This is a genomic window from Klebsiella sp. GL120222-02 (assembly GCF_003097195.1).
Lineage (GTDB): Bacteria > Pseudomonadota > Gammaproteobacteria > Enterobacterales > Enterobacteriaceae > Klebsiella > Klebsiella variicola.
The window spans coordinates 739,341-764,653 of sequence record NZ_QEQO01000002.1 but is presented as its reverse complement, the minus strand read 5'-3'; the positions used below and the strand labels follow the sequence as shown (position 1 = coordinate 764,653).

The following is a 25,313-nucleotide window of genomic DNA, read 5'->3' as shown; positions in this document are numbered from 1 at the left end:
TGGCCGATCTTCCACCTGCCCGGTCATCAGCCTACAGTGGCGACACGGCCTCAACTTCATGCTGAAACACGTAGGGGTCGGAGAGGAGTTCGAATGCGTCGTCGTCCGGATAAGTGACCGCGACGTGATAATCTTCGCCTGCGAAGGCTTTGACCGCCGCAAGATCCTGCCAGTAGGTGGCGAGAAAAAAATGCGCCCATTCGCCCTGGTTTTCCTGGCGCACCAGCGCGCCTCTGTTACCGGGGATACCCCGGGCGTGATCCACGCCGGTCTGCTCAAGGTGCCGGGCAAACCCCTCGGCATGTTGCAATGGCACACAGCCGTGCCAGGTCCTGACAATCATTTGCGTTCTCCTGTGGTGATAAACGTCTCACCTTAACATCAGAAACCACCTGTAGGAGAGCGGCACGATACCGCGCACGGTTCTGAATGGGGGAGCGCCTTACCCTCAGCTCCCCACCGTGAGCTCAGGCAGTCGCGCCTCAATCAAGGCGATCACGCTTCTGACCCGCGGCGGAATAAAACGGGCATCGGGATAGACGGCATACAGGAAACGGTCCGGTAATCGCCAGTCAGCCAGGATCGGCACCAGCCTTCCAGCCCTGAGGGCCCTGGCCGCCAGCGGTCGCTGCATCCCTCCGATGCCGATACCGGATTCCAGTGCCTGCAACAGCGCATCGCTGGTGTTGGCCCGAAAAACGGTCTTAACCTGCACGTCTCTCGTCTCGTCTGCGGAAATTATCCGCAGCGGAGCATCAAGCGGGAGGCCGCTAAACCGAACGTGTGGATACTCCGCCAGGTCGTCCACGGACTGGACGGCGTAATGACCTGGTGCCGCAAAGAGCGCCGTTTCAATCCGCGCCAGAACCCGCGCAGCATGGGATGGCGGCGGCTCATGGCCGAGACGCAGCGCCACATCCACCCCTTCGGTAACCAGATCGGCGATCCGATCGTCGAGCGACAGCATCAGGTGCAGTTCAGGATACTGTTTCTGCAGCGCCAGCAGATGCGGCAGCAGAAGACTGCCGAGACCGCTTGGCAGCTGGACATGCACTCGTCCCTGAAACTGAGGCTCCGCCGGGTTGAGCCGCCTTTCCGCCTCCTGCATGGCGTTCAGCACCCGCTGCATATCACGCCGGTAATGCACCCCCTGCTCGGTAAGTATCATGGCCCGCGTCGTACGATGGAGTAACACCACGCCAAGCTCCTGTTCGAGCGCGGCGATCTGCTGACTGACGGCAGATTGCTTCATCCCGAGCTGCCGGGCGGCTGCGGAAAATGAGCCGGCTTCGGCAACGCGCAGAAAGGTGGCGATGGCGGTGAGCTTATTATTCATTTCATGATTCTGCTGATAAGTGTCATCCGTTTCATGGGATAGGTGGCAAAAAAATAATCTAGCACACTGTGTCGGTCACCTTCCCAGGAGAAACACCATGAACAAGACATCCTCTCAGGTCGCACTGGTCGCTGGCAGCAGCGGCATCGTTGGCCGCCAGCTGGTCAACACCCTGTTACATCGTGGATGGGAGGTTATCGGCCTCAGCCACCGCGCCCTGTCGCAACCGGGGGCGATCCCGATGATTCACGTCGATTTACGCGATGCCCGGCACAGTACGCAAGCACTCCAGCCGCTGTCCACCGTGACCCACATTTTTTACAGTGCCTGGATGAATGCCGGAAACTGGAGCGAGATGGTGGAGCCGAACGTTACCATGCTGCGTAATCTGGTCAGCCACGTCGAACAAAACGCCCCGCTGCAGACGGTCAGCCTGATGCAGGGGTATAAAGTGTATGGCGCCCATCTTGGCCCCTTTAAAACCCCGGCGCGGGAAAGCGACCCCGGCGTACCCGGGGCTGAATTTAACGCCGCTCAACTTGCGTGGCTCCGCCACTTTCAACAAGGCAAAACCTGGCACTGGAGCGCTATCAGGCCCGGCGTGGTGGGCAGCCCGGTGCCGGGTAACGCCATGAATCTTGCGTTGAGCATCGCGCTGTATGCGTCACTGTGCAAAGCCCTGGGTTTACCGCTGCGCTTTCCCGGCACGTTAACCACCTGGCACAGCATTGTCGATCATACTGACGCCGATCTGCTGGCGGAGGCCACGCTGTGGGCCGCCACCTCACCGGCGGGGGAAAACGAGGCCTTCAACGTCAATAATGGTGATATCTGGCGCTGGTGCGAGCTGTGGCCGCGCATCGCGCAGTGGTTTGAACTGGAATGCGCCCCACCCGTCAGGCTCTCATTTCATCAGTTATTCAATGACTACCGTGCCGTCTGGCGCGAGCTGGCCGCAGAGCGGCTGGTGGAAACGGACATTCTGCGCCTGAGCGACGGTCAGTTTGCCGATTTCGTGTTCGGCTGGCAGTACGATATGTTTGGCGATGGCAGTAAACTGCGCCGGGCTGGCTTCCAGCGGATGCAGGCCACAGACGAGATGTTTTTCAGCCTGTTTTCGCAGCTGAGAACGGCGCGGGTGATCCCCTGAGCGTTAGCGTCAGGGCAACGCCAGCCGGTCTTGATGGTCCGCAAAGAGGGTGATGAGATGGTCGGCGATAACCCGCACGCGTCTGGACCCGGCCAGGTCGGAATGCATCACTAACCATAACGTCTGATCCGCGCCGATCTCCGGCAACAGGCACTGCAGCCCGTTGGCCCGCGCCATAAAGTGCGGCAGGACGCCCAGCCCAAGCCCCGCTGATACCGCGGAAACCTGGGCCACGAGCGTATTGGCTTCGACTTTACACGGTCGCCCTCGTAGGGTGCGCGTGATCCATTGGGCGGCCGGCAGGTGCTGGTGAGTCTCCGGCCACCCCACAAAGTCCGCCTCGCTCAGCGACAGGCCGTCCGCGCCGGCCAGATAGCTGGCGGCGCCATAGACGCCAAACCCCACCGTCCCCAGCCGCTTTAAGGTCAAATGCCCGGCGTCAGGCTTGACCATGCGGATCGCCAGATCGGCATCCCGACGGTGCAGGTTCACCGGCTGCACGCCGCTCAGCACCTCCACCCGCAGGTCAGGATAGTGGTCCAGGAGCCCTTTCAGGGAGGGCAGAATAAAATGCGTGGCCAGGTTGTCCGAGGTAGCCAGGCGGACAACCCCGGCGACATGCCCCTGCAGTTGCGCCGCCTCGCCGAACGCCAGGCCTGCGTATTCCAGCGCCTCCGCCCGCGCGAGCAGGGCTTCGCCATCGTCGGTCAGGCGATAGCCGCTCTGATGGCGGCTAAAAAGCGGGACTTTCAGCGACTGTTCCAGCCGATCCAGCCTGCGGGACACCGTGGCAATCCCCATGTTCATCTTGTCGGCGGCGCCGCTTAGCGTTCCCGCCCGGGCGATGGCGAGGAAGATGCGCGCATCATCCCAGTTAAACTCTGCTGTCATCTACTTTCCAATTATGGAAAACGGTTCTCCGTTTTCTGCTCTTTTTTATCATTTTCGCAGGGATGATACTGCACGCCACTCGCGGAGACAAACAGGCTATCCGATCGCCGGTTCTCTCCTCACCTGAACGTCCGTGCACCATGCGCGACTTCCCTCTTCTTAGGATACGCCTGACATGAAAGAGATTGCTTTACCCCTTAACCCAACCCCGACGCGCGTCTGGATAGCCGTCATTGCGCTCGGGATCTGCGCCTTTTCGATCGTCACCAGCGAACTGGCGCCGGTGGGCATGCTCAGCGCCCTGGCGGCGGATTTTCACCAGACGGAATCCGGTATGGGGCTTGCCGTCACCGCCTACGGCTGGGTGGGCGCCCTGGCGGCCCTGCTTTCCGGCGCGATGCCAGCGCGTATTTCACGCAAGGCGCTGCTGGTCGGGCTGATGCTGACCCTGGCGCTTTCCTGCCTCGCCGCGACCCGGTCTTATTCCATGTTCGCCCTGATGAGCGCCCGCATGATTGGCGCCCTGGCGCATGGCGCCTTCTGGGCCTTAATTGGCATCGTCGCCGCGCAGCTGGTCCCGCCACACCGGCTGGGGCTGGCTACGGCAATCATTTTTGGCGGCGTGTCGGCGGCAAGCGTAGTGGGGGTACCGCTGGCGAGCTTTATCGCCACCCTGGCGGGCTGGCGACACGCGTTTTTGGCGGTGGCCCTGCTGTCACTGGCCGCAGCGGCAGTGCTATGCTCGACGCTGCCCGCGCTGGCCGCGTCCACCCCCGTCAGGCTGGGTGTTTATCGCGATATCTTCCGTAATCCGCTGCTCTGCGGCCTGTATGGCGCCACGGCCTGCATCATTACCGCTCACTTTGCCGCCTTCACCTACGTTGAACCGCTGCTGATAACACTTCAGGGAGTACCGGCGACCGCCCTCTCCGGCCTGCTGCTGTTGTCAGGGGTTTCCGGGCTGGTGGGTAACGTTATCGCGGGTAAGCTTATCGACCGTCATCTGAAGGGGCTGATTTTTGCTTCACTGCTGCTGAGCGGAGGCGCGCTGGCGCTCCTCGGCACCGGACGGCTTGCGCCCCTGCCTTTCTGTTTTAGCGGGCTGCTGTTAGCCCTGTGGGGCGCCGGTATCGCGATCGTGTACGTCGGCTTACAGACCTGGCTGCTGCGCAGCGCAGGCGCGGTCGCCCAGCCGGCGTCAGCCATTTACGTGGCTATTTTTAATGCCGCCATCGGCACCGGGGCGCTTGTCGGCGGCCAGCTGATCGCCACTGCGGGCTTGTCAGGCATGGTGTGGCTGGCGGCGGGGATCATGGCGTGCAGTACGCTGCTGATCGCCCTGCTGAAAGCGCCCTCAGTCGGCTAAAGGCTGCCCTGCAAAACCGCGTTTTCACGATCCAGGGTGAAGACCTGCCATGCGACCCGGGTCGCGCTCAGGGTAAAAATGGCCGTCGCCAGCGTATTTTCGTCATCCGGATCTTCCGCAGACAGCCGGTAAATCGGTAACAGCGGATCCTGCTGGTCGGAGAGCATCGCTTTCGCTGTTACCCCATCCAGCGACGAGTTCGTCGCCAACCACGCGTCCAGGCGCTGCTGACGTGAGCCGGAGCTCCCGGTCACGATCTGTTCAATGGTCGCAAGCTGGGGATGGATCAGATGGTTGGCATGCCCAAAGGTGGCGGTCAGCTGGCGCACTGAGCTGCCGGAGCCGGTAGCTTCCACGCTAAACAGACGGCTATCGCCCATTTGACCCAGTGTGTGGTGAAACGCGCCCGCGCGCGGTGTCGCGGTCAGCAGGGTAATGGCCTCATCTAACGTGGTGGCATTCAGCGATGCGCGGGCCAGTATCTGGCGCGGCATCCCCTCCGGACGATGCACAGCACGAATATTGTTGACCGTATTGACTATCCCTTTCTCATTCACCGCGAAGGTGTGCCCGCACAGGGAGCCGGGGTAGGCGAAGCTGGTGAAGGCGAGGCCCACATCCGGTGTCACGTGGACGATGGCGCAGTCACCGCGCAGCTGCGGGAAGCCATCTTCATTATGCGCAATAATTAACTCGCCCTCAGCGCTTATCCCCGCCAGGGTAGTGCAGCCATCCGACGTCGAACGCACCAGATCGCCGCGACAGTTCCAGGCAAACACCTCATCCACCGGCGCCTGCAGCCCCTCCGCCATGCCCTCCAGCTCCTGCCAGATCAGCGGAAACTGAGCCTGGACGGTTGCGCGCATGCGCTGGGTTTGCTCCGCCGTTTTCAGGGCGGTTACGGTTTGCCACAGCGCTGTTTGCCTGATTTTAGTATGCCAGGCCTCACGACCAAACGCGCCAAGCTGCTGACCCACCGCATAGGCGGAACCACGGATTGCGATTGTTTTCATATTGTCATCATTCACTTATGTTCAGGATACGTGTTGCAAAAACTCTTGCAGACGCGGATTGCTGCTGGCAGTGAGCAGCACCTCAGGTGAACCATCTTCGGCAATGGTGCCGCCATCAATAAAGATCAACCGGGAAGCCACCTCTCTGGCAAAGCCAATCTCATGGGTCACAATCACCATCGTCATGCCCTCTTCGGCCAGCGAGCGCATGACCTTTAACACCTCATGCCGCAGTTCGGGATCGAGAGCGGATGTTGGCTCATCAAATAACATCATTTTGGGTTTTACCGCCAGGGCACGAGCTATCGCCACGCGTTGCTGCTGTCCCCCCGAGAGCTCTGCCGGATAGTGGTTGGCGCGTTCGCGCAGACCCACGCGGTCCAGCAACGCCAGCGCCTGCTCCCGCGCCGCGGCCTTACTCTGCTTACGCACGCGAACCGGACCAAACATGACATTCTCAAGGGCGGTCAGATGCGGAAATAAATGAAACTGTTGAAACACCATACCGGCTTCGCGGCGAATATCACACTCATTCGCGTGCGGATCCGTAATATGCATGCCCGCCACCAGCAGCGTTCCCGAAGAGATCTCCTCCAGCTTGTTAATGCAGCGCAACAGGGTCGATTTTCCCGAGCCGGACGGGCCAATGATCACCACCACCTCGCCCGCTTCAATCTTTAAATTGATATCGTGCAGCACCTGAGTGGCGCCGAAGTTTTTCGCTACCGCGCTAAATTCAACCATGCTCATAAAATATGGATCCTTTTCTCAAGTTGTTTCAGTAGGAAGCTCAGGCACAATGTCAAAAACAGATAAATCATCGCCACCGCCGTCCACACCTCCAGTGCCCGAAAGTTACCGGCAATAATCTCTTGTCCCTGGCGGGTTAATTCTGCCACGCCAATCACAATAAAGAGCGAGGTATCTTTTATACTGATAATCCACTGATTGCCTAATGCCGGGATCATTCGCCGAAAAGCCAGCGGCATAATGACATGTAATAGGGTGCTGCGTGGCGATAACCCCATCGCCAGGCTGGCTTCTTTAAAACCTTTATTGATCGACAGAATCGCGCCCCGGGTGATCTCCGCTATATAAGCGCCGGAGTTAATCACAATGGTAATAATTGCGGCAGGAACCGGGTCAATACGCACTGGCAACACCATCGGCAGGGCGAAGTAGATAAACATCACCTGCACCATGATCGGCGTTCCACGGATTAATTCCACAAACACCAGCGATACCGTTTTTGATATTGTTCCGCCTAATGCGCGGCAGGTTCCCGCCAGCAAGCCAATGATTAACCCACCTAACAAACCGGACAAAGAGATAATCAGCGTCAGCTGCAAGCCCTGCATCAGCAGCGGTAAAGCATCCCAAATATAGCGACTGTCAAAATTCATCATTCTACCCGTCAAGAAGAAATGAGGTCGGATCGCTCCGACCTGGCAGGGTTATTTCGGCTGTTTAGCAAACCACTTAACGTAAATCTTGTCGTAGGTGCCATCGGCACGCAGGGCCTGCAGAGCCTGGTTCACTTTTGGCGTCAGGCTGCTGTTTTTCTGCATCGCAAAGCCATATTGCTGTGGCAGAATGCTGTCCGTCTCCCCGGTGGATTTGACCTTGCCATTACCCGCCGTCTTCACGTAGTAAAGGACATTTGGCGAATCGTGAACGACGGCATCGAGATTGCCGGCCTGAAGGTCAAGGTAGGCGTTATCGATATTCGGAAACTCGATATAATTCGCTTTATATTTGCTTTTCATAAAGCTGGCCGCCGCCGTCCCCTGCTTAAGGCCAACTTTTTTCCCGGTCAAATCACTGAATTTGGCAATGGAATTATCAGTACTTTTCACGGCTATTAACAGGTCGGCATTATAATACCCATCACTGAAATCCACGACCTGTTTACGCGCATCGGTAATGGTTATGCCGGCCATCGCCACGTCCAGATTACGCGACTGCAGTCCGGGGATGAGGCCGCCGAAATCCATCGGCCTTAATTCGTAGCTGATATGCATTTTCTTTGCGATAGCGTCCCACAAATCGATATCAAAGCCGACATATTTATCACCTTGTTTAAATTCAAAAGGGACAAAGGCGGTATCCACGCCCACCGTTATTTTGTCCTGAGCTGCTGTCACAAAACTGGCTGAACAAATAACCAAAGCCAGCGTCAGTTTTAATTTATTAAATAGTCCAGTCATAATTACCCTCAGCGTCAATGAAATGGCATGCAACGAATATCAGCCTGCGATATATATCGCCGGAAGAACCAATAACAACACTTGATATGCAGGGCGCATTATTATGCGCCCGAATGAAAAGGCTAATTTATTCAGAAAATAGAGAGTCGGTGGTATCCGGTACGGGCGTCTGGGCGCTGTTCATCACCATGGAGAGAAAACTGTAATAACCGTTTATCCCAATCAGATCCACCACGCCCTTCTCACCCCATAAATCAACGGCTTGTTGCCAGGTGCTATCACTCACCTTTTGCTGCTGATGCAGTTGCTGACAGAAGTCATAGATCACCTGCTCATCGGACCGGAGATCGTCTGGCGGGCGCCGTTGCTTAATCGCCCGCACCGCCGCGGCAGAGATGCCCTTCTCACGTGCTATTGGCGCATGGATCGCCCACTCTACCGGCTGTGACCAGTGCCGTGCTGTCAGCAAAATCGCCAGTTCAGAAAGACGCTGACCCAGCGCGCTGCGATAACGTAAATACTCCCCCATACGCTGGGCATGCGCCATCAGCTCGGGACTACGTAACAGCGGCTCAAAAGGCGGCAGTAAGGCGCCGCGCGGCCCATTGATGATCTCTTCCGCTAACTGACGTTGCCGCTCGTCCCATTCCTGTTCCGCCAGGGGCGGTAAACGATTGATCATAATTTTCCCGTCTCTTCGCGGATCACGCTGTTCAGCGTATCGACCACAAAGTCGATCTGCGCCGGGGTGATGATAAACGGCGGCGCGATCAGGATGTGATCGCCATACTGACCATCGATCGTGCCGCCCATGGGGTAGACCATCAACCCACGCGCCATACAATTTGCTTTGATCGCAGCATGCAGCTTCAGGGCAGGATCGAACGGGGTTTTGTTGTCTTTATCGCGCACCAGCTCGACGCCGGCAAACAGGCCGCGTCCGCGCGTATCGCCGACATGCGGTAACTCACCCAGCACCTCGCGCAGGGCCTGTTGCAGATAGGCGCCCTGCTGTTTGACGGCAGCCAGTAAATTATCGCGCGCAATCACCTGCTGCACCGCCAGAGCTGCCGACGCGGCGGTAGCATGACAAATGTAAGTGTGGCCATGCTGGAACAACCCGCTGCCCGCCTTCAGCGCGGAAACAATGGTCTCACTCGCCAGTACCGCCCCAATCGGCTGATAACCCCCGCCGAGTCCCTTGGCGATGGTTACTAAATCAGGCACCACGTCGTCTTGTTCAAACGCGTGCAGCGTCCCGGTCCGCCCCATACCGCACATCACCTCATCGGCGATATAGAGGATGCCGTATTTATCGCACAGGCGGCGCACCCCCTTCAGATAGCCCGGCGTCGGCGGCGTGGCCCCCGTCGTCGCCCCCACCACGGTTTCCGCACAGAAACCGATAATCGTTTCCGGGCCGGCCTCAAGGATGGCTTGCTCCAGCTCATTAAGCAGACGTTCGGTATACTGTTGCTGGGTCTCGTCAGCCCGACGATCGCGGTACTCATTGCAGGCTGAGACGCGGATAACATCCATTAATAAGGGGGCAAACTGGCGACGGCGCCATTCGTTACCGCCCACCGCCAGCGCGCCCAGCGTATTGCCGTGATAGCTCTGTTTACGGGCGATAAATCGGGTGCGCGATGGCTGGCCGATCTCCACAAAGTACTGCCGCGCCATCTTCAGCGCCGTCTCTATTGCCTCGGATCCGCCCGAGACAAAGTAGGCATAGTTAAGCTCGCCGGGCGCCGTGCGGGTGAGATGTTCGGCCAGCTGCTCCACGACATCACTGGTAAAAAAACTGGTATGCGCATAGGCCAGCTGATCGATCTGGCGGTGCATCGCCGCCAGCACATCAGGGTGTGCGTGTCCGAGGCAGGAAACCGCCGCCCCGCCGCAGGCATCAAGATACGGCTTTCCCTGGGCATCAAAGATATAGGCCCCCTGGGCACGTGAGGCCACGATCGGCGTGCTACGCAGGCTGCGGTGAATGACATGACTCATACTGGGTTCTGCTCCTGAATCCGCTACATTAATTGAGCGTATCTTGCAGGATCCATTTGGATCACGTCAACGAAATAAAGATATAAATGCATCCATAATTCTTATACCAGATACATTTGAATCATTTATCAGGATTTACCGGGGATCACATAGACGCCAGAATCGATAAGATAGCGTTCGGCACTTTCAATTTTACTCACCGCCTCCCGGCCGTGGCGCACCACCAGCATCGCCAGTAAACACTCCGCCAGCCCCATGCCGGAGACCACGGAAGGGAAAAATGACGGACTGTCGATGGAAAACAGCAGCGTGCAGTCTGCCGCCTGCGCTAAGGGGGAAACCGGCGAGTCGGTAATGGCGAGGATCTTCGCCCCTGCCTGCCGGGCTGCCCGTAAAACATCCAGTGATTCGCGTGAATAGGGCGCAAAGCTGGTGAGTAAGACGCAATCCCGGTTGGTCAGTTCGCGGGTGAAAACTTCGATATTGCTGGCCAGGCCATCGATTAACGATACCTGCCGGTTGAACAGTCGATAGACATAAAACAGCGACCACGCGATCGGAAAGCTGGCGCGGAATCCGCAGATATAGACATTCTCCGCGCTATCGAGCAAGGTCACCGCCTGCTCCATCTCCTGCGCATTTTCGTTTTGCGTAAAGGTCAGATTCGCCTGATGCGCCTGAAAAACCTCTTTATACAGCTGCGTTTGCGTGCCGCGGGCCATCATTTTTTCCGCTTTTGATACGTACGTATCATTGCGCAGCCCCAGGTCGTCAATGAAATCGCTTTTCAGCTCGCTCCAGCCGCGGTAACCCAGCCGCTGCGCCAGACGCAGCAGCGTCGCCGGTTTTACCCCGGCTTCCGCCGCGAAGGCACGCATCGATAACACCACCAGTTGGCTGGCATTTTGCAGTGAGAACTCGGCGGCGCGTTGCAGCTCGGGCGACAACCCGCCGAATTCATTAATGATTTTTTCCCTGAGATTCATGGCAGCTACTTACTGGTTTTAAGTGAAAGCTATCTAATCATATTTGAGATCAAGACTCTATAGGTGGCTAACGACCCCGCGGGTTACATCCGTTCCCCCTTCTCATTGCTGGCGTGCTTTACTTCAAATATGGCGCAAGAGGAATGTCACTGGCGGGTGGGAAAAGGTATGCTCTTATCAGGGGGCGTTACACATCAAAGCCCTGTTCACTGCTGGAAATTTCACCATGGCGCGCAACCGCACTTTTTCTCTCAATCTCCGTTGGCGAGCGCTGCTCAAAGACGCAGGGATGGAGCCTGAACATCTCCTCCGCCAGGCCGGTTTGCCGGACGACACCTTTTCAGACATCAATCGCGGTCTGACTACCGATGAGTACCTGCGTTTCTGGCGCGTGCTGGAAAAAGAAAGCGACGATCAGGCCTTTCCTTTGCCCTTTGTAGAAAGGGTCTCTGCGGAAGTGTTTGATCCCCCGCTGTTCGCCGCCTTGTGTAGTACCCACATGATGCAGGCGGTCCAGCGGCTGGCCAAGTATAAACTGCTTATTGCCCCCATGGCGCTGGAGACGACGGTCGTGCAGAACGGCACGCTGACAGTGTCTCCGCGCTGGCTGGGAGCAACAGAAATCCCTGCCTCTCTGGAAGTGGCAGAGCTGGCATTTTTACTTCGTCTGAACCGACTGGCCACCCGCGAACCGGTTCAGGCCGTGAAAGTAACGCTCTCACAGCCCCTCACCCGCCAGCAGACCCACCACTTTTCAGCCTTCTTCGGCACGACCATACAGCGTGGAAAGCGGGCGACCATCAGCTTTGCCGCCGCTGATGCCCTGCGGCCCTTTTTGACGGTGAACGAGGGTATGTGGCAGGTCTTTGAGCCGGAGCTGCAGCGTCGTCTCAGCCAGCTTAGCGATCAGGCCTCAACGGCTGAACGTGTTCATGCAGTCCTGCTGGAGCTTCTGCCGGGCAACGACGCCTCTATCGACAATACGGCGCAACGTCTGGGAATGAGCAAACGCACCCTGCAGCGCAGGCTGGAGCAGGAGGGAGAGAATTATCGCGCCCTTGTTCACGCTTGTCGCGAAGCGCTGGCTCGCCACTATCTTCTCAATACCACGCTTTCCGGTTATGAGATCGCCTTTCTGCTCGGTTTTGAAGATCCGAATTCCTTCTATCGGGCTTTTATGGCGTGGACCGGCCAGACGCCAGAAACCCTCAGAGACATGATGCGCCTCAACTAAGCGCGCGTCATGGCGCGCTTTGCCAGTATTGTGGCGCACCGTGCCAGCGACACCGCGCCTGACAGCAGGCACACTCAGCGCAGTCTACTTGCCGAGGTGCTTATGTTTATTCAGGAAAAGAAAACCGCGCTGGTCACCGGCGCATCGTCAGGGATGGGGAAAGCCATTGCCCGTCGTCTTATCCAGGAGGGTTACCAGGTTTACGTTGCTGCCCGGCAGCTCGGGAAAATGGACGATCTGGCTTCGCTAGGGGCCCAATGCCTGCAGATGGATCTCTCACGACAGGACGATCGGTTGGCGGTCGTGAACACCATTCTGTCTCAGACCGGAGGGGTCGATGTACTGGTCAATAATGCCGGTTTTGGCCTGTATGGCCCGGTCGAAGAGATCGGTATCGATGAGGCTCGCTACCAGTTTGAGGTCAATCTCTTCGGCGCGGCGCATCTCACGCAACTACTGCTTCCCGCGATGCGCGCCCGCCGTCGCGGATATATTGTCAATATCTCTTCCATGGGCGGGAAGATGTATAGCGTCCTCGGCGCATGGTACCACGCCACCAAACATGCACTTGAGGGGTGGTCAGACTGCCTGCGGCTGGAAGTTGCCGACTTCGGCATCAAGGTGGTTATCATCGAACCTGGAGTGATTGAAACCGGCTTCGGCGATGCGGCCAGTGAAAGTATTGTCAAACGTTCGGCCACAGGACCGTATGGTCAGTTGGTAAGAGGGGTCGCCCTGTCGATCCAAAAAACGTACGGCCATGGCACCGGCAGCGACCCGCAGACGATCGCCGAGGCGGTCCTGGTCGCGGTGAAGGCCTCAAATCCACGCCCCCGTTATGCCGTCGGTAAGTATGCCAAACTGCTTATCCGGATGCGTGTCTGGCTGGGCGACCGTCTTTTCGATCGTATTATCCTCAGCCAGATGCGCTGAGGTCATGTTCTGCTCACCTTCGCCTCGCGCTGGAGGGGGATGACTCCCCCAGCCAGTCGATAAAAAACGTCATAAACGCCGACACCTGCGGCGGCTGCAGCTTTCGCTGGGGAAAGACAAACTGCAGCCCAACCTCCTTGCGGTCTAAGGGGCTGAATCCGGTGAAGCGCTCGGCAAACAGCACCTGAAGCCGTCCCTCCTCGACATCCCTCTTCACATCCCACCATGATTTACCGGCGATCCCCGCCCCGCTGAGCGCCCACTGCCGCAGCAGTGCCCCATCGTCGCAGACCATCGCCGGCGTCACCCGCACCACGCGCTCCTTTCCCGCCTCCTCAAAGCGCCATTCATTCATCACCACACCGTGCCGCTCCAGCGCCAGACAGCGGTGATGGTGCAACTCGTCGAGGGATGCAGGCGTTCCGTGGGTAGCAAGATAAGCCTCCGAAGCCACCAGCACCCGGTGGTTGGGGCGGATATGGCGGATCGCCAAACTACTGTCTGGCAGGTTACCGACGCGAATGCTCATATCCAGCCGGTTGGCGACCAGATCCTCCACGCGCTCCCCTAAGAACACGGAAAACGTGACCTCCGGGTGACGGCGGGAAAAGTCGACGATGGCCGGGCTAAGATACTGTCGGCCAAAGTCGGAGGGGGCGGAAAGACGAATATTGCCGCTCAGCACCCCTTCCTTTTGCGTCAGCAACGATTCGGCGTGACGGGCCTCCTCCAGTACGCGCCGCGCGGCATGATAAAAATCTTCCCCCGCCCTGGTCAGGGTGATCGCGCGCGTGGAACGATGGAACAGGCGGGTCTGGTAGCGCTCCTCCATCGCCTTCAGGCGGGCCGTCATGGTGGCCGGTGAGAGCGATAACCGTCTGCCGGCGGCGGAGAGTCCCCCCGCCTCGGCGACAGCCACCAGCAGCGCCATATCTTCCAGCTTGCCCATTTTTCGTATTTCCTGAAAAGTGAATCTGATTTTAGCCTAATTATCAAAATCAGATCCCGACTGTAAAGTGATTTTCATTCCACTCGCAAGGGACACCCGTATGAACAGCCTCTCACTTTTCGATCGTTACCGCATCGGCGCGCTGCCGTTGAAAAACCGCATCGTCATGGCTCCCATGACCCGGGCGCGCGCCCTGCAGCCCGGAAATATCCCCTCCGCGCTGATGGCAGAATATTACCGCCAGCGCGCCAGCGCCGGATTGATCGTCACGGAGGCGACGCAAATCTCTCCTGAGGGACAGGGATACTCCTGGACGCCTGGCCTGCATTCCGCTGAGCAGATTGCCGGCTGGCAGCTGACGACCGGGGCCGTTCACCAGGCTGGCGGCGTTATCTTTTCTCAGCTCTGGCACGTGGGGCGGATGTCGCACGCTCGTTTTCATGCGGATGGGCAACCCGTGGCCCCGTCGGCACTGGCGCCGGACGCCCAGGTCTGGGTGGTGGATGAGCAAGGCCGGGGCCAGATGGTGGACTGCCCACCGCCGCGGGCGCTCTCCCGATCGGATATTCAGCGTATTGTCGCCGATTACCGTCAGGCGGCGCGCAATGCGATAGCGGCGGGGTTTGACGGCGTGGAAGTGCACGGCGGCAATGGCTATCTGATCGACCAGTTCCTGCGGCGTACCGCCAACCAGCGTACTGATGAGTACGGCGGTAGCCTGAGCAACCGGATCCGTTTTGCCCAGGAGGTGCTGACCGCCATCGGCGACGTCATTGGCCGCGAGCGGACGGGCATCCGCCTTTCCCCCTTCATTACTCAGCGCGGGATGAACGACCCGCAGGTGATCGACGCCATCCTTGCCCTGGCGGCCTGGTGCGAACAGCAGGGTATCGCCTTTATCCACCTGGCGGAGGCGGACTGGGACGATGCGCCAGCCGTTCCCCAGCACTTTCGTGACACGCTGCGCGCGACCTTCAGCGGCACCCTGATCGTGGCCGGCAATTACGATCAGCAAAAGGCGGAACGTATCCTCACCGCCGGTTTCGCCGACCTGGTGGCTTTCGGCCGGCCGTTTATTGCTAATCCTGACCTGCCGCAGCGGCTTCAGCACCGCTGGCCGCTGGCGACCGTCAGCGATCCCGCCACGCTGTTTGGCGGGACAGAGGTGGGCTATACCGACTATCCCTTCTATACGGAGCATAAAGAGTGAAAATGACCCGCAAAATGTTACCTGCCAGCCGTAGTTTCGCTGTTGTCTGCGCGCAGGCCAGACGCGGCATCACGCTGCGGCGCTGCGCCACAGCGCTGCTGCTTGCCGGGATATCCGGCTCCGCGTTTTCAGCCCCGCAGGGTTTGCTGAAGCCAGCCCAGCTCATCGTTGACAACGGCCTTCCCCCTGCCACACGCGTCGCCAATGAATTTGTCGCCAGGCAATACGCCACGTTCTGGAATACCGGTGATGAAGCGCTGGCCCGGGCGGCGCTGGCGGGGAATTTTATCGATAAAACGCCCCCGGAAGGGCGTCGGCAAGGGCCGGAAGGCGCGATCCTCGCCTCCAGAGCGTTTCGTCAGGCGGTGCCGGATTTACGTTGTGATGTCGAACAAATGATTGTGGCCGGTGACCGGGTGGTCTCACACTTACATTTTCATGGCCACTTTACCGGGACCTTCGGCACCCGGAAGGGTAAGGGACAAAATATCGATTTTATCGCCACCGATATCTATCAGATCAGCGGCGGTAAAATTGCCGCCAACTGGCATATTGAAGATAACCTGACGCTGATGAAACAGCTGGGCGCGCAATAAGCTGCCCACCCGAGCGGTGAGTAAGCGATCGCCATAACCACGAGCCCCCCGGTATCCGCCGGGGCGGCTCGCCTGGCGACAGACTGTGCTTAGATTTGCGCCATTCCACCGTCGACATAGATCTCTGCGGCGTTAATAAAGCTCGACTCGTCAGACGCTAAAAATACCACCGCCCTGCCAATCTCCTCCGGCTCGCCCAGCCGCCCGAGCGGTACGCTGGCGGCCAGGGCGTCGAACAAGCCCTGACGGTCCGCCTCCGCAACCAGTCCTCCCAGACCCGGGGTACGCACCGGCCCCGGGCTGACGACATTGATGCGGATCCCGCGATCGTTCACCTCCAGCGCCCAGGAACGCGCCAGGCTGCGTACCGCCGCTTTACTGGCGCTATAGATGCTGAAGTTCGCCGTCCCTTTGACCGCCGCCGTAGAGCCGGTCAAAATCACCGAGGCGCCGTCGGTGAGCAGCGGCAGCGCTTTCTGGACGGTGAACACCACCCCGCGCACGTTGGTGGCGAAAATCCGCTCGATGTGCGCTTCGGTGATGGCGCTGAGTGGCAGCATATCCCCGCCGCCAGCATTGGCGAACAGCACATCCAGCCGGCCGGACTCGTCGGCAATGGTCGCAAATACCGCGTCAAGGTCGCTTAACACGGCGGCGTCGGCGCGGATCCCGCGGGCGGCGGGCCCGATGAATCTTACCGCCGCATCCAGCTCCTCCTGTCGGCGGCCGGTGATATACACCTTCGCGCCCTGCTCCGCCAGCGCTTTCGCCGACGCCAGGCCAATACCGGTGCTGCCGCCGGTCACTAACGCCACTTTATCCGCAAGTTTTTTGCTCATGGTGCATTTCCTTGGTTAGAGTATAAACAGGCCAGGCTCGCGAAAGCGCCCCGCCGGGTATGGAAAGCACTGTAATCGCCTCAAAGAGGCGGAAAAATGGCCTAATCTGAAAAACACTTTTCCCCTCCGTGGATAATGGACGCCCGCTAACCAGGATACTGCGAATAATGGACCGATTTTCAGCCCTCAAAGCCTTCACCCGCGTTGTCGAAGCCGGCAGCTTTACCCGCGCCGCGGACTCGCTGGATATGCCCAACGCCACGCTCAGCAAAACCATCAAGCAACTGGAAGCGCACCTGGGGGTTTCCCTCCTGCAGCGCACCACCCGGCGTATTACCGTGACGCCGGAAGGACGGGAGTACTATGAAAAAGCTCGCTGCCTGCTGGAAGACCTGGAAGAGATCGACGCCTCCTTCAATACCGCCCACAATAAGCCGAAGGGCCATCTACGGATCGCCATCGGTGGGTCGACCGCGTGCGATGTGCTGATCCCGCTGCTGGCGGACTTTATGACCGCCTGGCCGGATATCCGTATCGATTTGCAGGTGGCCGATAAACCCGCGGACCTCATCAGCGGCAATATTGACTGCGCCATCCGCGGCGGGCCGATGGATGACTCGACGCTGATCGCCCGTAAAATCGGCGAGGCGACGCTGGTCACCTGCGCCACCCCTGGCTATCTTCAGCGCTGCGGCACGCCCGCCTCGCCGGATGAACTCCATCATGGCCACCAGCTCATCAGCTATCTGTCGCCGGCCAGCGGCAGAGCGTTTCCGTTTCGCTTTACGCGTCACGGCGTCAGTACCGAGCTCAAGACAGAGCCCCATCTCGGCATCAATGAGAGCAACGCGCATATTGCCGCCGGCGAGGCGGGCTTAGGCATTGTGCAAACCTTTACCTATTCGCTAAAACCCGCGCTGGCAAGTGGCAAGCTGGTGGAGATCCTCGCCGCCTGGCGCCCGGCCCCCTATCCCTTTCACGTCGTCTATGCCCGGCACCGGCACGTGCCGCCCCGGCTCCGCGTCTTTATTGAATGGCTGGCGGCGGTTTTTCCGGCTGCGGTGCAGGGATAAAGCGCGTTATCTGACGCAGCGCCGAGGGTGGTCCACAATTGAACGCACTGACCGCTATTTTTCCTTTTTACGACCGTCCGAAAAACACCAATGATTAAATCTACGATTTGATGTTTCTACACAAAATATAAACGAAGATTTAAATTGATATGAATGGGTTGACAATAACATTGGCTATGGGTAGATTTCATGGGCCTAAGTTGTGGCCTTTCCTAATCTGACATAAGAGACTAATGGATACTGAATTTAGTAGCGGTCCGAATATGGCCTTAACGGTTATTCGGACAAGTAAACATAAAATCGATTGTGATCACTTCTTCGTTTTGGTGTGTCTCGCCGGAGCCTGATGCTCTCGTGTTGTCCCACCTCGACCAGAGTTTTCACGGTCCCGAGGTGTGTTATGAACTTCAAATCTACCCTTTTTCCTGGTGTCAAAACCATGACATCAACGCTGCGTGTCCGGCCGCCCCGCGATCGGGCGTCGTCTGCGCGCAAAAAACAGCAAAGCTCTATATTCTCTTCGAAAATCATCGAGTTGAATCAACGCATTACTAACTGGCGCGTCAGTCCTGTCACCGGCCAGCTGGAGCGTCGTTGCCGCTTCTCTGATGGCGAAGACCCACAAAGTCGCCCCTTCGTCGCCTGATTCAGCCGTTACGCCGTAGGCCGTGTCTGCGCGCTATGCCGCAGCCCGTTTTCGTGCGTCACGCTGAGTTAAGTCACTGCTGGTACCTGTTTATTCACTGATGTATTCATACTTGTACATCGGCAGGAATAATCACGTCCAAATAAAACAAAATATAAACTTCACGCCTGTTTATTTTTAATAATAAACAGCGGGAAGCCCTGTGCGAAATTAATTAAAACCGATCGCTGATGCGACATCGGGCTATTTTCGGCCGCCCTTAATCCGGGTCTTACCGTAAAAAGCCTGCTGCCGCCCGGCGACAGGAGCAGCACTATGACTGTACAAATCAAGAACCGAAATAAAAAAAGCACGCTGTCTATGCGTGCCGCCCAGGAAGCCCAAAACGGTATCGCAGAAACCCTGGTCAACCTCAACACTACCCGGGAAGGGCTGCAGGAAGCCCAGGCAAATGCCCGGCTGGAGCGGGATGGCCTGAACGAAGTGACTCATGACAAGCCACCGCACGCGCTGATCCAGCTGCTGATGGCGTTTAACAACCCGTTTATTTATGTGCTCGCCATTCTCGCCGGGATCAGCTTCTTCACCGACTACTGGCTGCCCACCAGCCATGGCGAAGACGGCGACCTGACGACGGTGATAATCATCGGCACCATGGTTGCCCTCAGCGGACTGGTGCGCTTCTGGCAGGAACACCGCTCGGCCAAATCGGCCGAAGCGCTGAAAGCGATGGTTCGCACCACCGCGACGGTCGTTCGTCGCGAACACGCCGGGCAAAAAGGAACGCCACGTGAAATCCCGATGCGCGAGCTGGTGGTGGGCGATATCGTGCAGCTCTATGCGGGCGACATGATCCCGGCCGACGTCCGTTTGATCGAATCACGCGACCTGTTTATCAGTCAGGCCGTCCTGACCGGCGAAGCGCTGCCGATTGAGAAGTACGACACCCTCGGCGACGTGGCGCAGAAATCCGCGCACGACAAGGCGGTTGACAACGAAAATCTGTTGGATATGCCTAACATCTGCTTCATGGGGACCAACGTTGTCAGCGGCACCGCTCAGGCGGTCGTGGTGGCGACCGGGCCAAGGACCTACTTTGGCTCACTGGCAAAAGCGATTGTCGGCACCCGGGCGCAAACGGCGTTTGACCGCGGGGTGAACAGCGTCAGCTGGCTGTTGATCCGCTTTATGCTAGTGATGGTGCCGGTGGTGTTCCTGATTAACGGCCTGATGAAGGGCGAATGGTGGGATGCCCTGCTGTTTGCTCTGGCCGTCGCCGTAGGCCTGACGCCAGAAATGCTGCCAATGATCGTCAGCGCCAACCTCGCCAAGGGCGCGGTGGCCATGGCGAAGCGTAAAGTCGTGGTTAAGCGCCTTAACGCGATTCAGAACCTGGGCGCGATGGACGTGCTGTGCACCGACAAAACCGGCACCCTGACGCAGGATAAAATCATCCTTGAGCACCACGTCGACACGCACGGTCAGAAAAATCAGTCCGTGCTGGCGCTGGCCTGGCTCAACAGCCACTATCAAAGCGGCATCAAAAACTTGATGGATCAGGCGGTCATTTACTTCTCTGAAAATGAGTCGGGCTTTGTGCAACCTCAGGAGTACAGCAAAGTCGATGAGATGCCGTTCGACTTCGTGCGCCGTCGCCTGTCGATTGTGGTGAAAGACAGCCAGAGCAATCATCTGCTGGTGTGCAAAGGCGCCGTGGAGGAGATGCTGAGCATCGCCACCCACATGGAAGAGAATGGCAAGGTTATCCCCCTCGACGATCAGCGCCGTGACGCCATGCTGGCGATGGCGAACGACTACAACAAAGACGGCTTCCGCGTTCTGGTGGTCGCTACGCGCGACATTCCGAAAGCCGAAGCGAAAAGACTGTACAGCACCGCTGATGAGCACGATCTGATTATCCGCGGCTTCCTCACCTTCCTCGATCCACCTAAGGAGAGCGCGGGTCCGGCGATTGCTGCCCTGATGGATATTGGCGTCGCAGTCAAAGTGCTGACCGGCGATAACGCGATTGTCACTACGCGGATTTGCCGCCAGGTGGGACTGGAGCCAGGCGAACCGGTACTCGGCCCGCAGATTGAGGCGTTGAGCGACACGGCCCTGCAGCAGTTGGTGGAAGAGCGCACGGTGTTCGCCAAGCTAACGCCGCTGCAGAAATCACGCGTGCTGAAGGCGCTGCAGGCCAACGGTCATACGGTGGGCTTTCTCGGTGACGGCATTAACGATGCCCCTGCTCTGCGCGATGCCGACGTGGGTATCTCGGTCGACAGTGGCACCGATATCGCCAAGGAATCGGCCGACATCATCTTGCTGGAAAAGAGCCTGATGGTGCTGGAAGAAGGCGTCATCAAAGGCCGCGAGACCTTTGGCAACATTATGAAGTACCTGAACATGACCGCCAGCTCCAACTTCGGCAACGTGTTCTCGGTACTGGTGGCCAGCGCGTTCATTCCGTTCCTGCCGATGCTCGCGATCCAGTTGCTGCTGCAAAACCTGATGTACGACATCTCCCAGCTCGCGCTGCCGTGGGACAAAACGGACAAAGAGTTCCTGAGCAAACCGCGCAAGTGGGATGCAAGAAACATCGGCCGCTTTATGGTCTGGATTGGCCCGACCTCGTCCATTTTTGACATGACGACCTTTGCGCTGATGTGGTTTGTGTTCAGCGCTAACAGCGAACACATGCAGACCCTGTTCCAGTCCGGCTGGTTCGTTGAAGGCCTGCTGTCGCAGACGCTGGTGGTGCACATGCTGCGTACCCAGAAAATTCCGTTCATTCAGAGCACCGCCGCCTGGCCGGTACTGATGATGACCGGTCTGATTATGGCTATTGGAATTTACGTGCCGTTCTCTCCGCTCGGGCCGTTGGTTGGGCTGCAGGCGCTGCCGTGGCAGTACTTCCCGTGGCTGGTCGGCACCCTGCTCGCCTACTGCTGCGTGGCGCAGGGCATGAAAACGTTCTACATCCGTCGCTTCAGGCAGTGGCACTAATTCTGCGTTAAAGACGGTGATTCACGTGCCGCTTCGGCGGCACCTTTCAGGCAGGCCACACAGGCTGGAAGCATTATGGAAAAGCAACATTCCATCATTTTCCTGATTAAAAATAAGACCATCGCGTTGATTGTCTTATTTTTAATGAAAATAACCCGCACCCTTCGCGTCCGTGCCCTGGCATGGTACGCCGGAGGGAAGATTAACTATCAACACACTAAAGCATTACTGAACCTCGCCAGCGCCATACATCGTTTTTCGATCAGGTTACTGCGTTTTATTTCACTACCCGCCCTGTAGAGGGGGAATTCATAATGTCCGGAACCACTCTGTTAATTCACCTGGCTGGCGCCATCGCATTGCTGCTCTGGGGCAGCCATATGATTTCAACGGCGCTGCAGCGCGGCTTCGGCACGCCGCTGCGCAACTGGATGGGACGCCACCTCACTAACCGCTGGACCGCCCTGCTCTCCGGCATTGGCATTACCGGCATTCTGCAAAGCAGCACGGCGGTCAGTATGATGGCGACGTCATTTACCGCCGCAGGTACGCTAAGCCTTGCCCCCGCGCTTGCGGTGATGCTCGGCGCCAACATCGGCTCCACGCTGGTGGTCCAGCTGATGAGCTTTAACATGGAAATCGCCATTCCGCTGCTTCTGCTGGCCGGGTTTGTGGTTTTCAAGCTACGCGACCATTCCAGCTTTGAAAGCGTGGGCTGCGCCCTGATTGGCCTCGGCCTGATGCTGCTGGCGCTGCATTTACTGGGTGGCACGCTGCAGGACATTGAGGTCACGCCGGTGTTTCATGCCGTGATGCAGGGGCTACAGGGCGATATTTTCATTGCCCTGCTGGTGGCGGCGCTCCTGACGCTCCTGTGCCACTCCAGCGTGGCGATGATTTTGCTGATCGCCTCCCTCGCCGGTACCGGCACGCTGACCCCGGCTACGGCCCTGGTGCTGGTGCTTGGCGCCAACATCGGCGGCGCGTTACCGCCGGTGTTAAACGCCGGGTCCGCGGTGGCCCGCCGCCTGCCGGTTGGCAACCTGATGGTCCGCCTGTCCGGCTGCGCGCTGGCGTTACTGCTTCTGCCGTTGCTGATGGCGATCGCCCGTAAATCCGGGCTGAACACGCCGCAGCTGGTGGTGTGGTTTCATACCGCCTTTAGCGTGGCGCTCGCGCTGCTGTTTATCGGCCTGAACGTGCCAATGGCTCGCTTCCTGGAGCGACTGTTTCCGGAAGAAGAGCGCGTAGGCGACCCGGGTATGCCGATGTATCTCGACGATGCGGGTCTGGAAGTGGCTTATATCGGCCTGTCCAATTCGGTTCGCGAATCGCTGCGCGCCGCCGACATGCTAACCATCATGCTGGACCGACTGCTGGTGCTGTTTGTGACCCAGGAAAAACAGGCTGCCGATGACATCCGCCAGCTGGAGCAGTCGGTCGATCTGCTCAGCGCGGCGGTTCGCGCCTACCTCGCCGACATTGGTCAGGACGGGCTGAATGATGCGGATGCCGCTCGTGCCCAGGAGATCCTGATGTTCATCATCAATGTTGAGCACGCGGGCGACATTCTCTCCAGCAATCTGACCCAGTTGGCCACGCGCCGCGCACGCCGGGGAGAACATTTTAACGACTTTGAATTACACCATATTCGCCTGCTGCATGCGGAGCTCCTCACCAGCCTGAACTTAGGAATAGCGGCATTCCTGCGTGAAGACTTGTCTGCTGCCCACCAGCTGGTGCAGCGCAAAGAAACCATCCGCCAGCTGGAGGCCTCCGCCAGCCGCGAGCACTTCAAAAAACTGCGGGAGGACAAGAATGCCTGGGCGGAATCCGGCGACATTTTCCAGCGGGTGCTACGGGACTACCGCCGCGTGCATCACCATATCGCCGCCGTCGCCTACCCGGTCATTGACCGCCTGGGCGATACCTCGCTGCGGTTTATTGAAACGCCGCCGGATGTTTAAAAAACAATAACCGCCAGCGCGCGGACGAGATCCTTTTCAAGGCAAGCAACGTTAAGGTACAAAAAATGCGAGTGTTAATCTGCTCGGGTCGGTTTTATGCCGACACCCATACCATCACCCATGTGCTGGATCTCTATGCCCGTACACAGACGATTAACGTGTTGATTCACGGAGGGCACCAGGCGCTGGGCGGCGCGATAGAAAACTGGGCGCGCGGGATCGACGTTCACGTGATCCGCTACCCGGCAAACTGGGCGCTGCACGGAAAATATGCGGAGACAAGGCGCAATTTGTTTATGCTGGAAGACAGCCGCCCTGACGTACTGCTGGCTTTTCCTGGCGGAGAAGATACGGCGGAGTGCATAAAGATGGCGAAACACAGAGGGATCCGCGTCATCGACGTCGTTTAACCTGAGTGGGTGAAGTTCGGTGACCATGGCCACAGGCAGGCGTCCGCTGAAGGGGTATTGAATGACGGCCTTGACGATTAACCAGCAATGGTCAATATAGAGAACCTTACTCGTCTAAGTGTAAGCTGAGCGCAGAGAGGAGAGTCAGGCGGGGGGCCCGGCCCCCAATTGTCCGGGAACATTATGGGCAATACCGCTCAGCATACCCTCAGGCTTCCGTTGGTCCCCGGGATGAGATTTCACGTCCACTCCCCTTATTCGTGCGGTATCGAAACCAGGAACAGCCGGACAACGACACCCGCCATACCTTACCTGGAGCGAAAAAATGACCTCATCCATTGCCATCGTCGGAGCAGGACTCGGCGGCCTCATGCTCGCACGTGTTTTACATGTTCACGGCATTTCCTCTGTGGTCTACGAAGCTGAAGCCTCTCCCGAGGCCCGCCCACAAGGTGGCTTGCTGGATATCCACGATCATAATGGCCAGCGGGCGCTGATAGCGGCAGGCCTGTACGATGCCTTCCGGGCCCTTATTCTTCCTGGTGGTCAATCCACGCGCGTACTCGATAAAGCGGGCAACGTATTGTTCGAGCAGTTCGATGATGGTTTGGGCGGCCGACCAGAAGTCTCTCGCGGCGCGCTTCGCACGCTGCTGCTGGAGTCGCTTCCTGCGGACACCGTGCAATGGGGCCGTAAAGTGGCAGATATCGTCCCCCATGATGACGGCACGCATAGTTTGTACTTTACGGATGGCGCCACCACCAGGGTCTCCCTGGTGGTGGGCGCAGATGGTGCCTGGTCGCGTGTCCGCGCTCTGGTCACCGATGCTGTCCCTGCCTATGCGGGATTTTCGTATGTCGAGCGCTGGCTTAGTCACGTTGATACTGATCATCTGGCTTGCGCGCAAGCAGTAGGCCGCGGCTCATTTTTTGCGCTCTCGCCGGGCAAGGGTATCATGGCGCACCGGGAGCCTGGCGGCGTGATCCACGTTTACATTGCTCTGTGCCAGCCCCAGGCCTGGTTCGCTGACGTGACGTCCGCTAATGCACAGGTTGACGTGCAACGCATAGTCGATGAATTCGATGGCTGGGCGCATCCACTGCAAACATTGATTACGGAGGGTGATGGTGAGCCCGTATTGCGCCCTATTCACTTTTTACCTCCCGGACTTCGATGGCCGCGAACAGCAGGCGTAACGCTGTTGGGCGACGCCGCGCATCTTATGCTGCCGTTCGGCGAAGGCGCTAATCTCGCGTTAGAGGATGGCGCTGAGCTGGGACTCGCGATTGCGGCCAATGCAGATAATCCTGAAGCCGCGCTGTCCGCTTATGAAGAACAGATGTTTATCCGCGTCGAAAGTGCGGCCAACGACGCGCAGGCAATGGCAGGCATTCTCTTTGGGGACGAGACACCCGGCGCGTTGTTGCATTTTTTTAACCAGTATAAAACAGGATCCTGATCCCCGACGCTGCGGTGATTCTTGCGCCATGA

General features: G+C 58.3%; 25 protein-coding genes. 13 read left to right on the top strand and 12 right to left on the bottom strand.

Annotated features, from left to right (window positions below; all coding sequences use genetic code 11):
* Positions 1-31: 31 nt before the first annotated feature.
* Together N438_RS09040 and N438_RS09035 are read right to left on the bottom strand one after the other, a co-directional pair.
* Positions 32-343 carry a hypothetical protein gene (locus N438_RS09040; protein ID WP_012968478.1) on the bottom strand — a complete coding sequence of 104 codons (312 nt, stop codon included), beginning with the start codon at positions 341-343 and terminating at the stop codon, positions 32-34.
* Between the two features lie 105 nt (positions 344-448).
* The gene (locus tag N438_RS09035; protein WP_110242521.1) at positions 449-1,336 is read right to left on the bottom strand and encodes a LysR family transcriptional regulator; all 888 of its coding nucleotides are present in this window, start codon (positions 1,334-1,336) and stop codon (positions 449-451) included.
* A 97-nt stretch (positions 1,337-1,433) separates the two neighbouring features.
* On the opposite strand from N438_RS09035, the gene N438_RS09030 reads away from it, so the two are divergent.
* Positions 1,434-2,486: an SDR family oxidoreductase gene (locus N438_RS09030; RefSeq protein ID WP_110242522.1), complete on the top strand. Its 1,053-nt coding sequence runs from the start codon at positions 1,434-1,436 to the stop codon at positions 2,484-2,486.
* 9 nt (positions 2,487-2,495) lie between these two features.
* Here the strand turns inward: N438_RS09030 and N438_RS09025 are convergent, their stop codons facing one another.
* On the bottom strand, positions 2,496-3,377 hold the full coding sequence (locus N438_RS09025; RefSeq protein WP_008807639.1) for a LysR family transcriptional regulator: 882 nt from the start codon (positions 3,375-3,377) through the stop codon (positions 2,496-2,498).
* A gap of 175 nt (positions 3,378-3,552) precedes the next feature.
* On the opposite strand from N438_RS09025, the gene N438_RS09020 reads away from it, so the two are divergent.
* Positions 3,553-4,743 (top strand): MFS transporter, encoded by a 1,191-nt coding sequence (locus tag N438_RS09020; protein ID WP_016160732.1) that lies wholly within the window; start codon positions 3,553-3,555, stop codon positions 4,741-4,743.
* On the opposite strand, the gene N438_RS09015 is transcribed toward N438_RS09020, so the two are convergent.
* The 7 genes from N438_RS09015 to N438_RS08985 form a co-directional block, all read right to left on the bottom strand.
* Complete coding sequence (locus N438_RS09015) at positions 4,740-5,756, bottom strand: C45 family peptidase (RefSeq protein ID WP_016160731.1); 1,017 nt, start codon at positions 5,754-5,756, stop codon at positions 4,740-4,742. The two genes, N438_RS09020 and N438_RS09015, sit on opposite strands and share 4 nt — an antisense overlap.
* A gap of 21 nt (positions 5,757-5,777) precedes the next feature.
* Positions 5,778-6,500, bottom strand: coding sequence for a glutamine ABC transporter ATP-binding protein GlnQ (gene glnQ / locus N438_RS09010; protein WP_012542105.1), 723 nt, complete (start codon positions 6,498-6,500; stop codon positions 5,778-5,780).
* A 2-nt stretch (positions 6,501-6,502) separates the two neighbouring features.
* On the bottom strand, positions 6,503-7,159 hold the full coding sequence (glnP, locus tag N438_RS09005) for a glutamine ABC transporter permease GlnP (protein ID WP_012542106.1): 657 nt from the start codon (positions 7,157-7,159) through the stop codon (positions 6,503-6,505).
* A gap of 51 nt (positions 7,160-7,210) precedes the next feature.
* Positions 7,211-7,963 (bottom strand): glutamine ABC transporter substrate-binding protein GlnH, encoded by a 753-nt coding sequence (gene glnH, locus N438_RS09000; RefSeq protein ID WP_008807644.1) that lies wholly within the window; start codon positions 7,961-7,963, stop codon positions 7,211-7,213.
* 127 nt (positions 7,964-8,090) lie between these two features.
* Positions 8,091-8,645 (bottom strand): hypothetical protein, encoded by a 555-nt coding sequence (locus N438_RS08995; protein WP_008807645.1) that lies wholly within the window; start codon positions 8,643-8,645, stop codon positions 8,091-8,093.
* Positions 8,642-9,970: an aspartate aminotransferase family protein gene (locus tag N438_RS08990; RefSeq protein ID WP_016160729.1), complete on the bottom strand. Its 1,329-nt coding sequence runs from the start codon at positions 9,968-9,970 to the stop codon at positions 8,642-8,644. Before N438_RS08990 ends, N438_RS08995 begins: the two co-directional genes overlap by 4 nt.
* A gap of 128 nt (positions 9,971-10,098) precedes the next feature.
* The gene (locus tag N438_RS08985) at positions 10,099-10,956 is read right to left on the bottom strand and encodes a MurR/RpiR family transcriptional regulator (protein ID WP_008807647.1); all 858 of its coding nucleotides are present in this window, start codon (positions 10,954-10,956) and stop codon (positions 10,099-10,101) included.
* A 226-nt stretch (positions 10,957-11,182) separates the two neighbouring features.
* On the opposite strand from N438_RS08985, the gene N438_RS08980 reads away from it, so the two are divergent.
* Both N438_RS08980 and N438_RS08975 read left to right on the top strand, forming a co-directional pair.
* A complete protein-coding gene (locus tag N438_RS08980) occupies positions 11,183-12,190 on the top strand; it encodes an AraC family transcriptional regulator (protein ID WP_016160728.1) in 1,008 nt (335 codons plus the stop codon).
* A 102-nt stretch (positions 12,191-12,292) separates the two neighbouring features.
* Positions 12,293-13,123, top strand: a complete 831-nt coding sequence (locus N438_RS08975) for an oxidoreductase (protein WP_032739978.1) — start codon at positions 12,293-12,295, stop codon at positions 13,121-13,123.
* 13 nt (positions 13,124-13,136) lie between these two features.
* On the opposite strand, the gene N438_RS08970 is transcribed toward N438_RS08975, so the two are convergent.
* Positions 13,137-14,072 carry a LysR family transcriptional regulator gene (locus N438_RS08970; RefSeq protein WP_032739602.1) on the bottom strand — a complete coding sequence of 312 codons (936 nt, stop codon included), beginning with the start codon at positions 14,070-14,072 and terminating at the stop codon, positions 13,137-13,139.
* A gap of 100 nt (positions 14,073-14,172) precedes the next feature.
* Between N438_RS08970 and N438_RS08965 the strand changes: the two genes are divergently transcribed.
* On the top strand, positions 14,173-15,282 hold the full coding sequence (locus N438_RS08965; RefSeq protein ID WP_110242524.1) for an alkene reductase: 1,110 nt from the start codon (positions 14,173-14,175) through the stop codon (positions 15,280-15,282).
* A gap of 2 nt (positions 15,283-15,284) precedes the next feature.
* On the top strand, positions 15,285-15,878 hold the full coding sequence (locus N438_RS08960) for an ester cyclase (protein WP_032755618.1): 594 nt from the start codon (positions 15,285-15,287) through the stop codon (positions 15,876-15,878).
* An 89-nt stretch (positions 15,879-15,967) separates the two neighbouring features.
* On the opposite strand, the gene N438_RS08955 is transcribed toward N438_RS08960, so the two are convergent.
* Positions 15,968-16,717, bottom strand: a complete 750-nt coding sequence (locus N438_RS08955) for an SDR family oxidoreductase (protein WP_012968491.1) — start codon at positions 16,715-16,717, stop codon at positions 15,968-15,970.
* A gap of 167 nt (positions 16,718-16,884) precedes the next feature.
* Here N438_RS08955 and N438_RS08950 point away from each other — a divergent pair, with 167 nt between their 5' ends.
* The 7 genes from N438_RS08950 (at position 16,885) to N438_RS08920 (ending at position 25,281) form a co-directional block, all read left to right on the top strand.
* On the top strand, positions 16,885-17,790 hold the full coding sequence (locus N438_RS08950) for a LysR family transcriptional regulator (RefSeq protein WP_012542113.1): 906 nt from the start codon (positions 16,885-16,887) through the stop codon (positions 17,788-17,790).
* 400 nt (positions 17,791-18,190) lie between these two features.
* Positions 18,191-18,436: a hypothetical protein gene (locus N438_RS08945; protein WP_071983285.1), complete on the top strand. Its 246-nt coding sequence runs from the start codon at positions 18,191-18,193 to the stop codon at positions 18,434-18,436.
* A gap of 315 nt (positions 18,437-18,751) precedes the next feature.
* Entirely contained in the window at positions 18,752-21,445 is a 2,694-nt protein-coding gene (mgtA, locus tag N438_RS08940) for a magnesium-translocating P-type ATPase (protein ID WP_116696242.1), read from the top strand.
* Between the two features lie 75 nt (positions 21,446-21,520).
* A complete protein-coding gene (locus N438_RS08935; protein ID WP_016160720.1) occupies positions 21,521-21,745 on the top strand; it encodes a hypothetical protein in 225 nt (74 codons plus the stop codon).
* Positions 21,746-21,759: 14 nt separating this feature from the next.
* The gene (locus tag N438_RS08930; RefSeq protein ID WP_032739599.1) at positions 21,760-23,412 is read left to right on the top strand and encodes a Na/Pi cotransporter family protein; all 1,653 of its coding nucleotides are present in this window, start codon (positions 21,760-21,762) and stop codon (positions 23,410-23,412) included.
* Positions 23,413-23,477: 65 nt separating this feature from the next.
* Positions 23,478-23,822 (top strand): SLOG family protein, encoded by a 345-nt coding sequence (locus N438_RS08925; protein ID WP_022065847.1) that lies wholly within the window; start codon positions 23,478-23,480, stop codon positions 23,820-23,822.
* 325 nt (positions 23,823-24,147) lie between these two features.
* Positions 24,148-25,281 carry an NAD(P)/FAD-dependent oxidoreductase gene (locus N438_RS08920; RefSeq protein ID WP_042948246.1) on the top strand — a complete coding sequence of 378 codons (1,134 nt, stop codon included), beginning with the start codon at positions 24,148-24,150 and terminating at the stop codon, positions 25,279-25,281.
* Positions 25,282-25,313 lie beyond the last annotated feature (32 nt).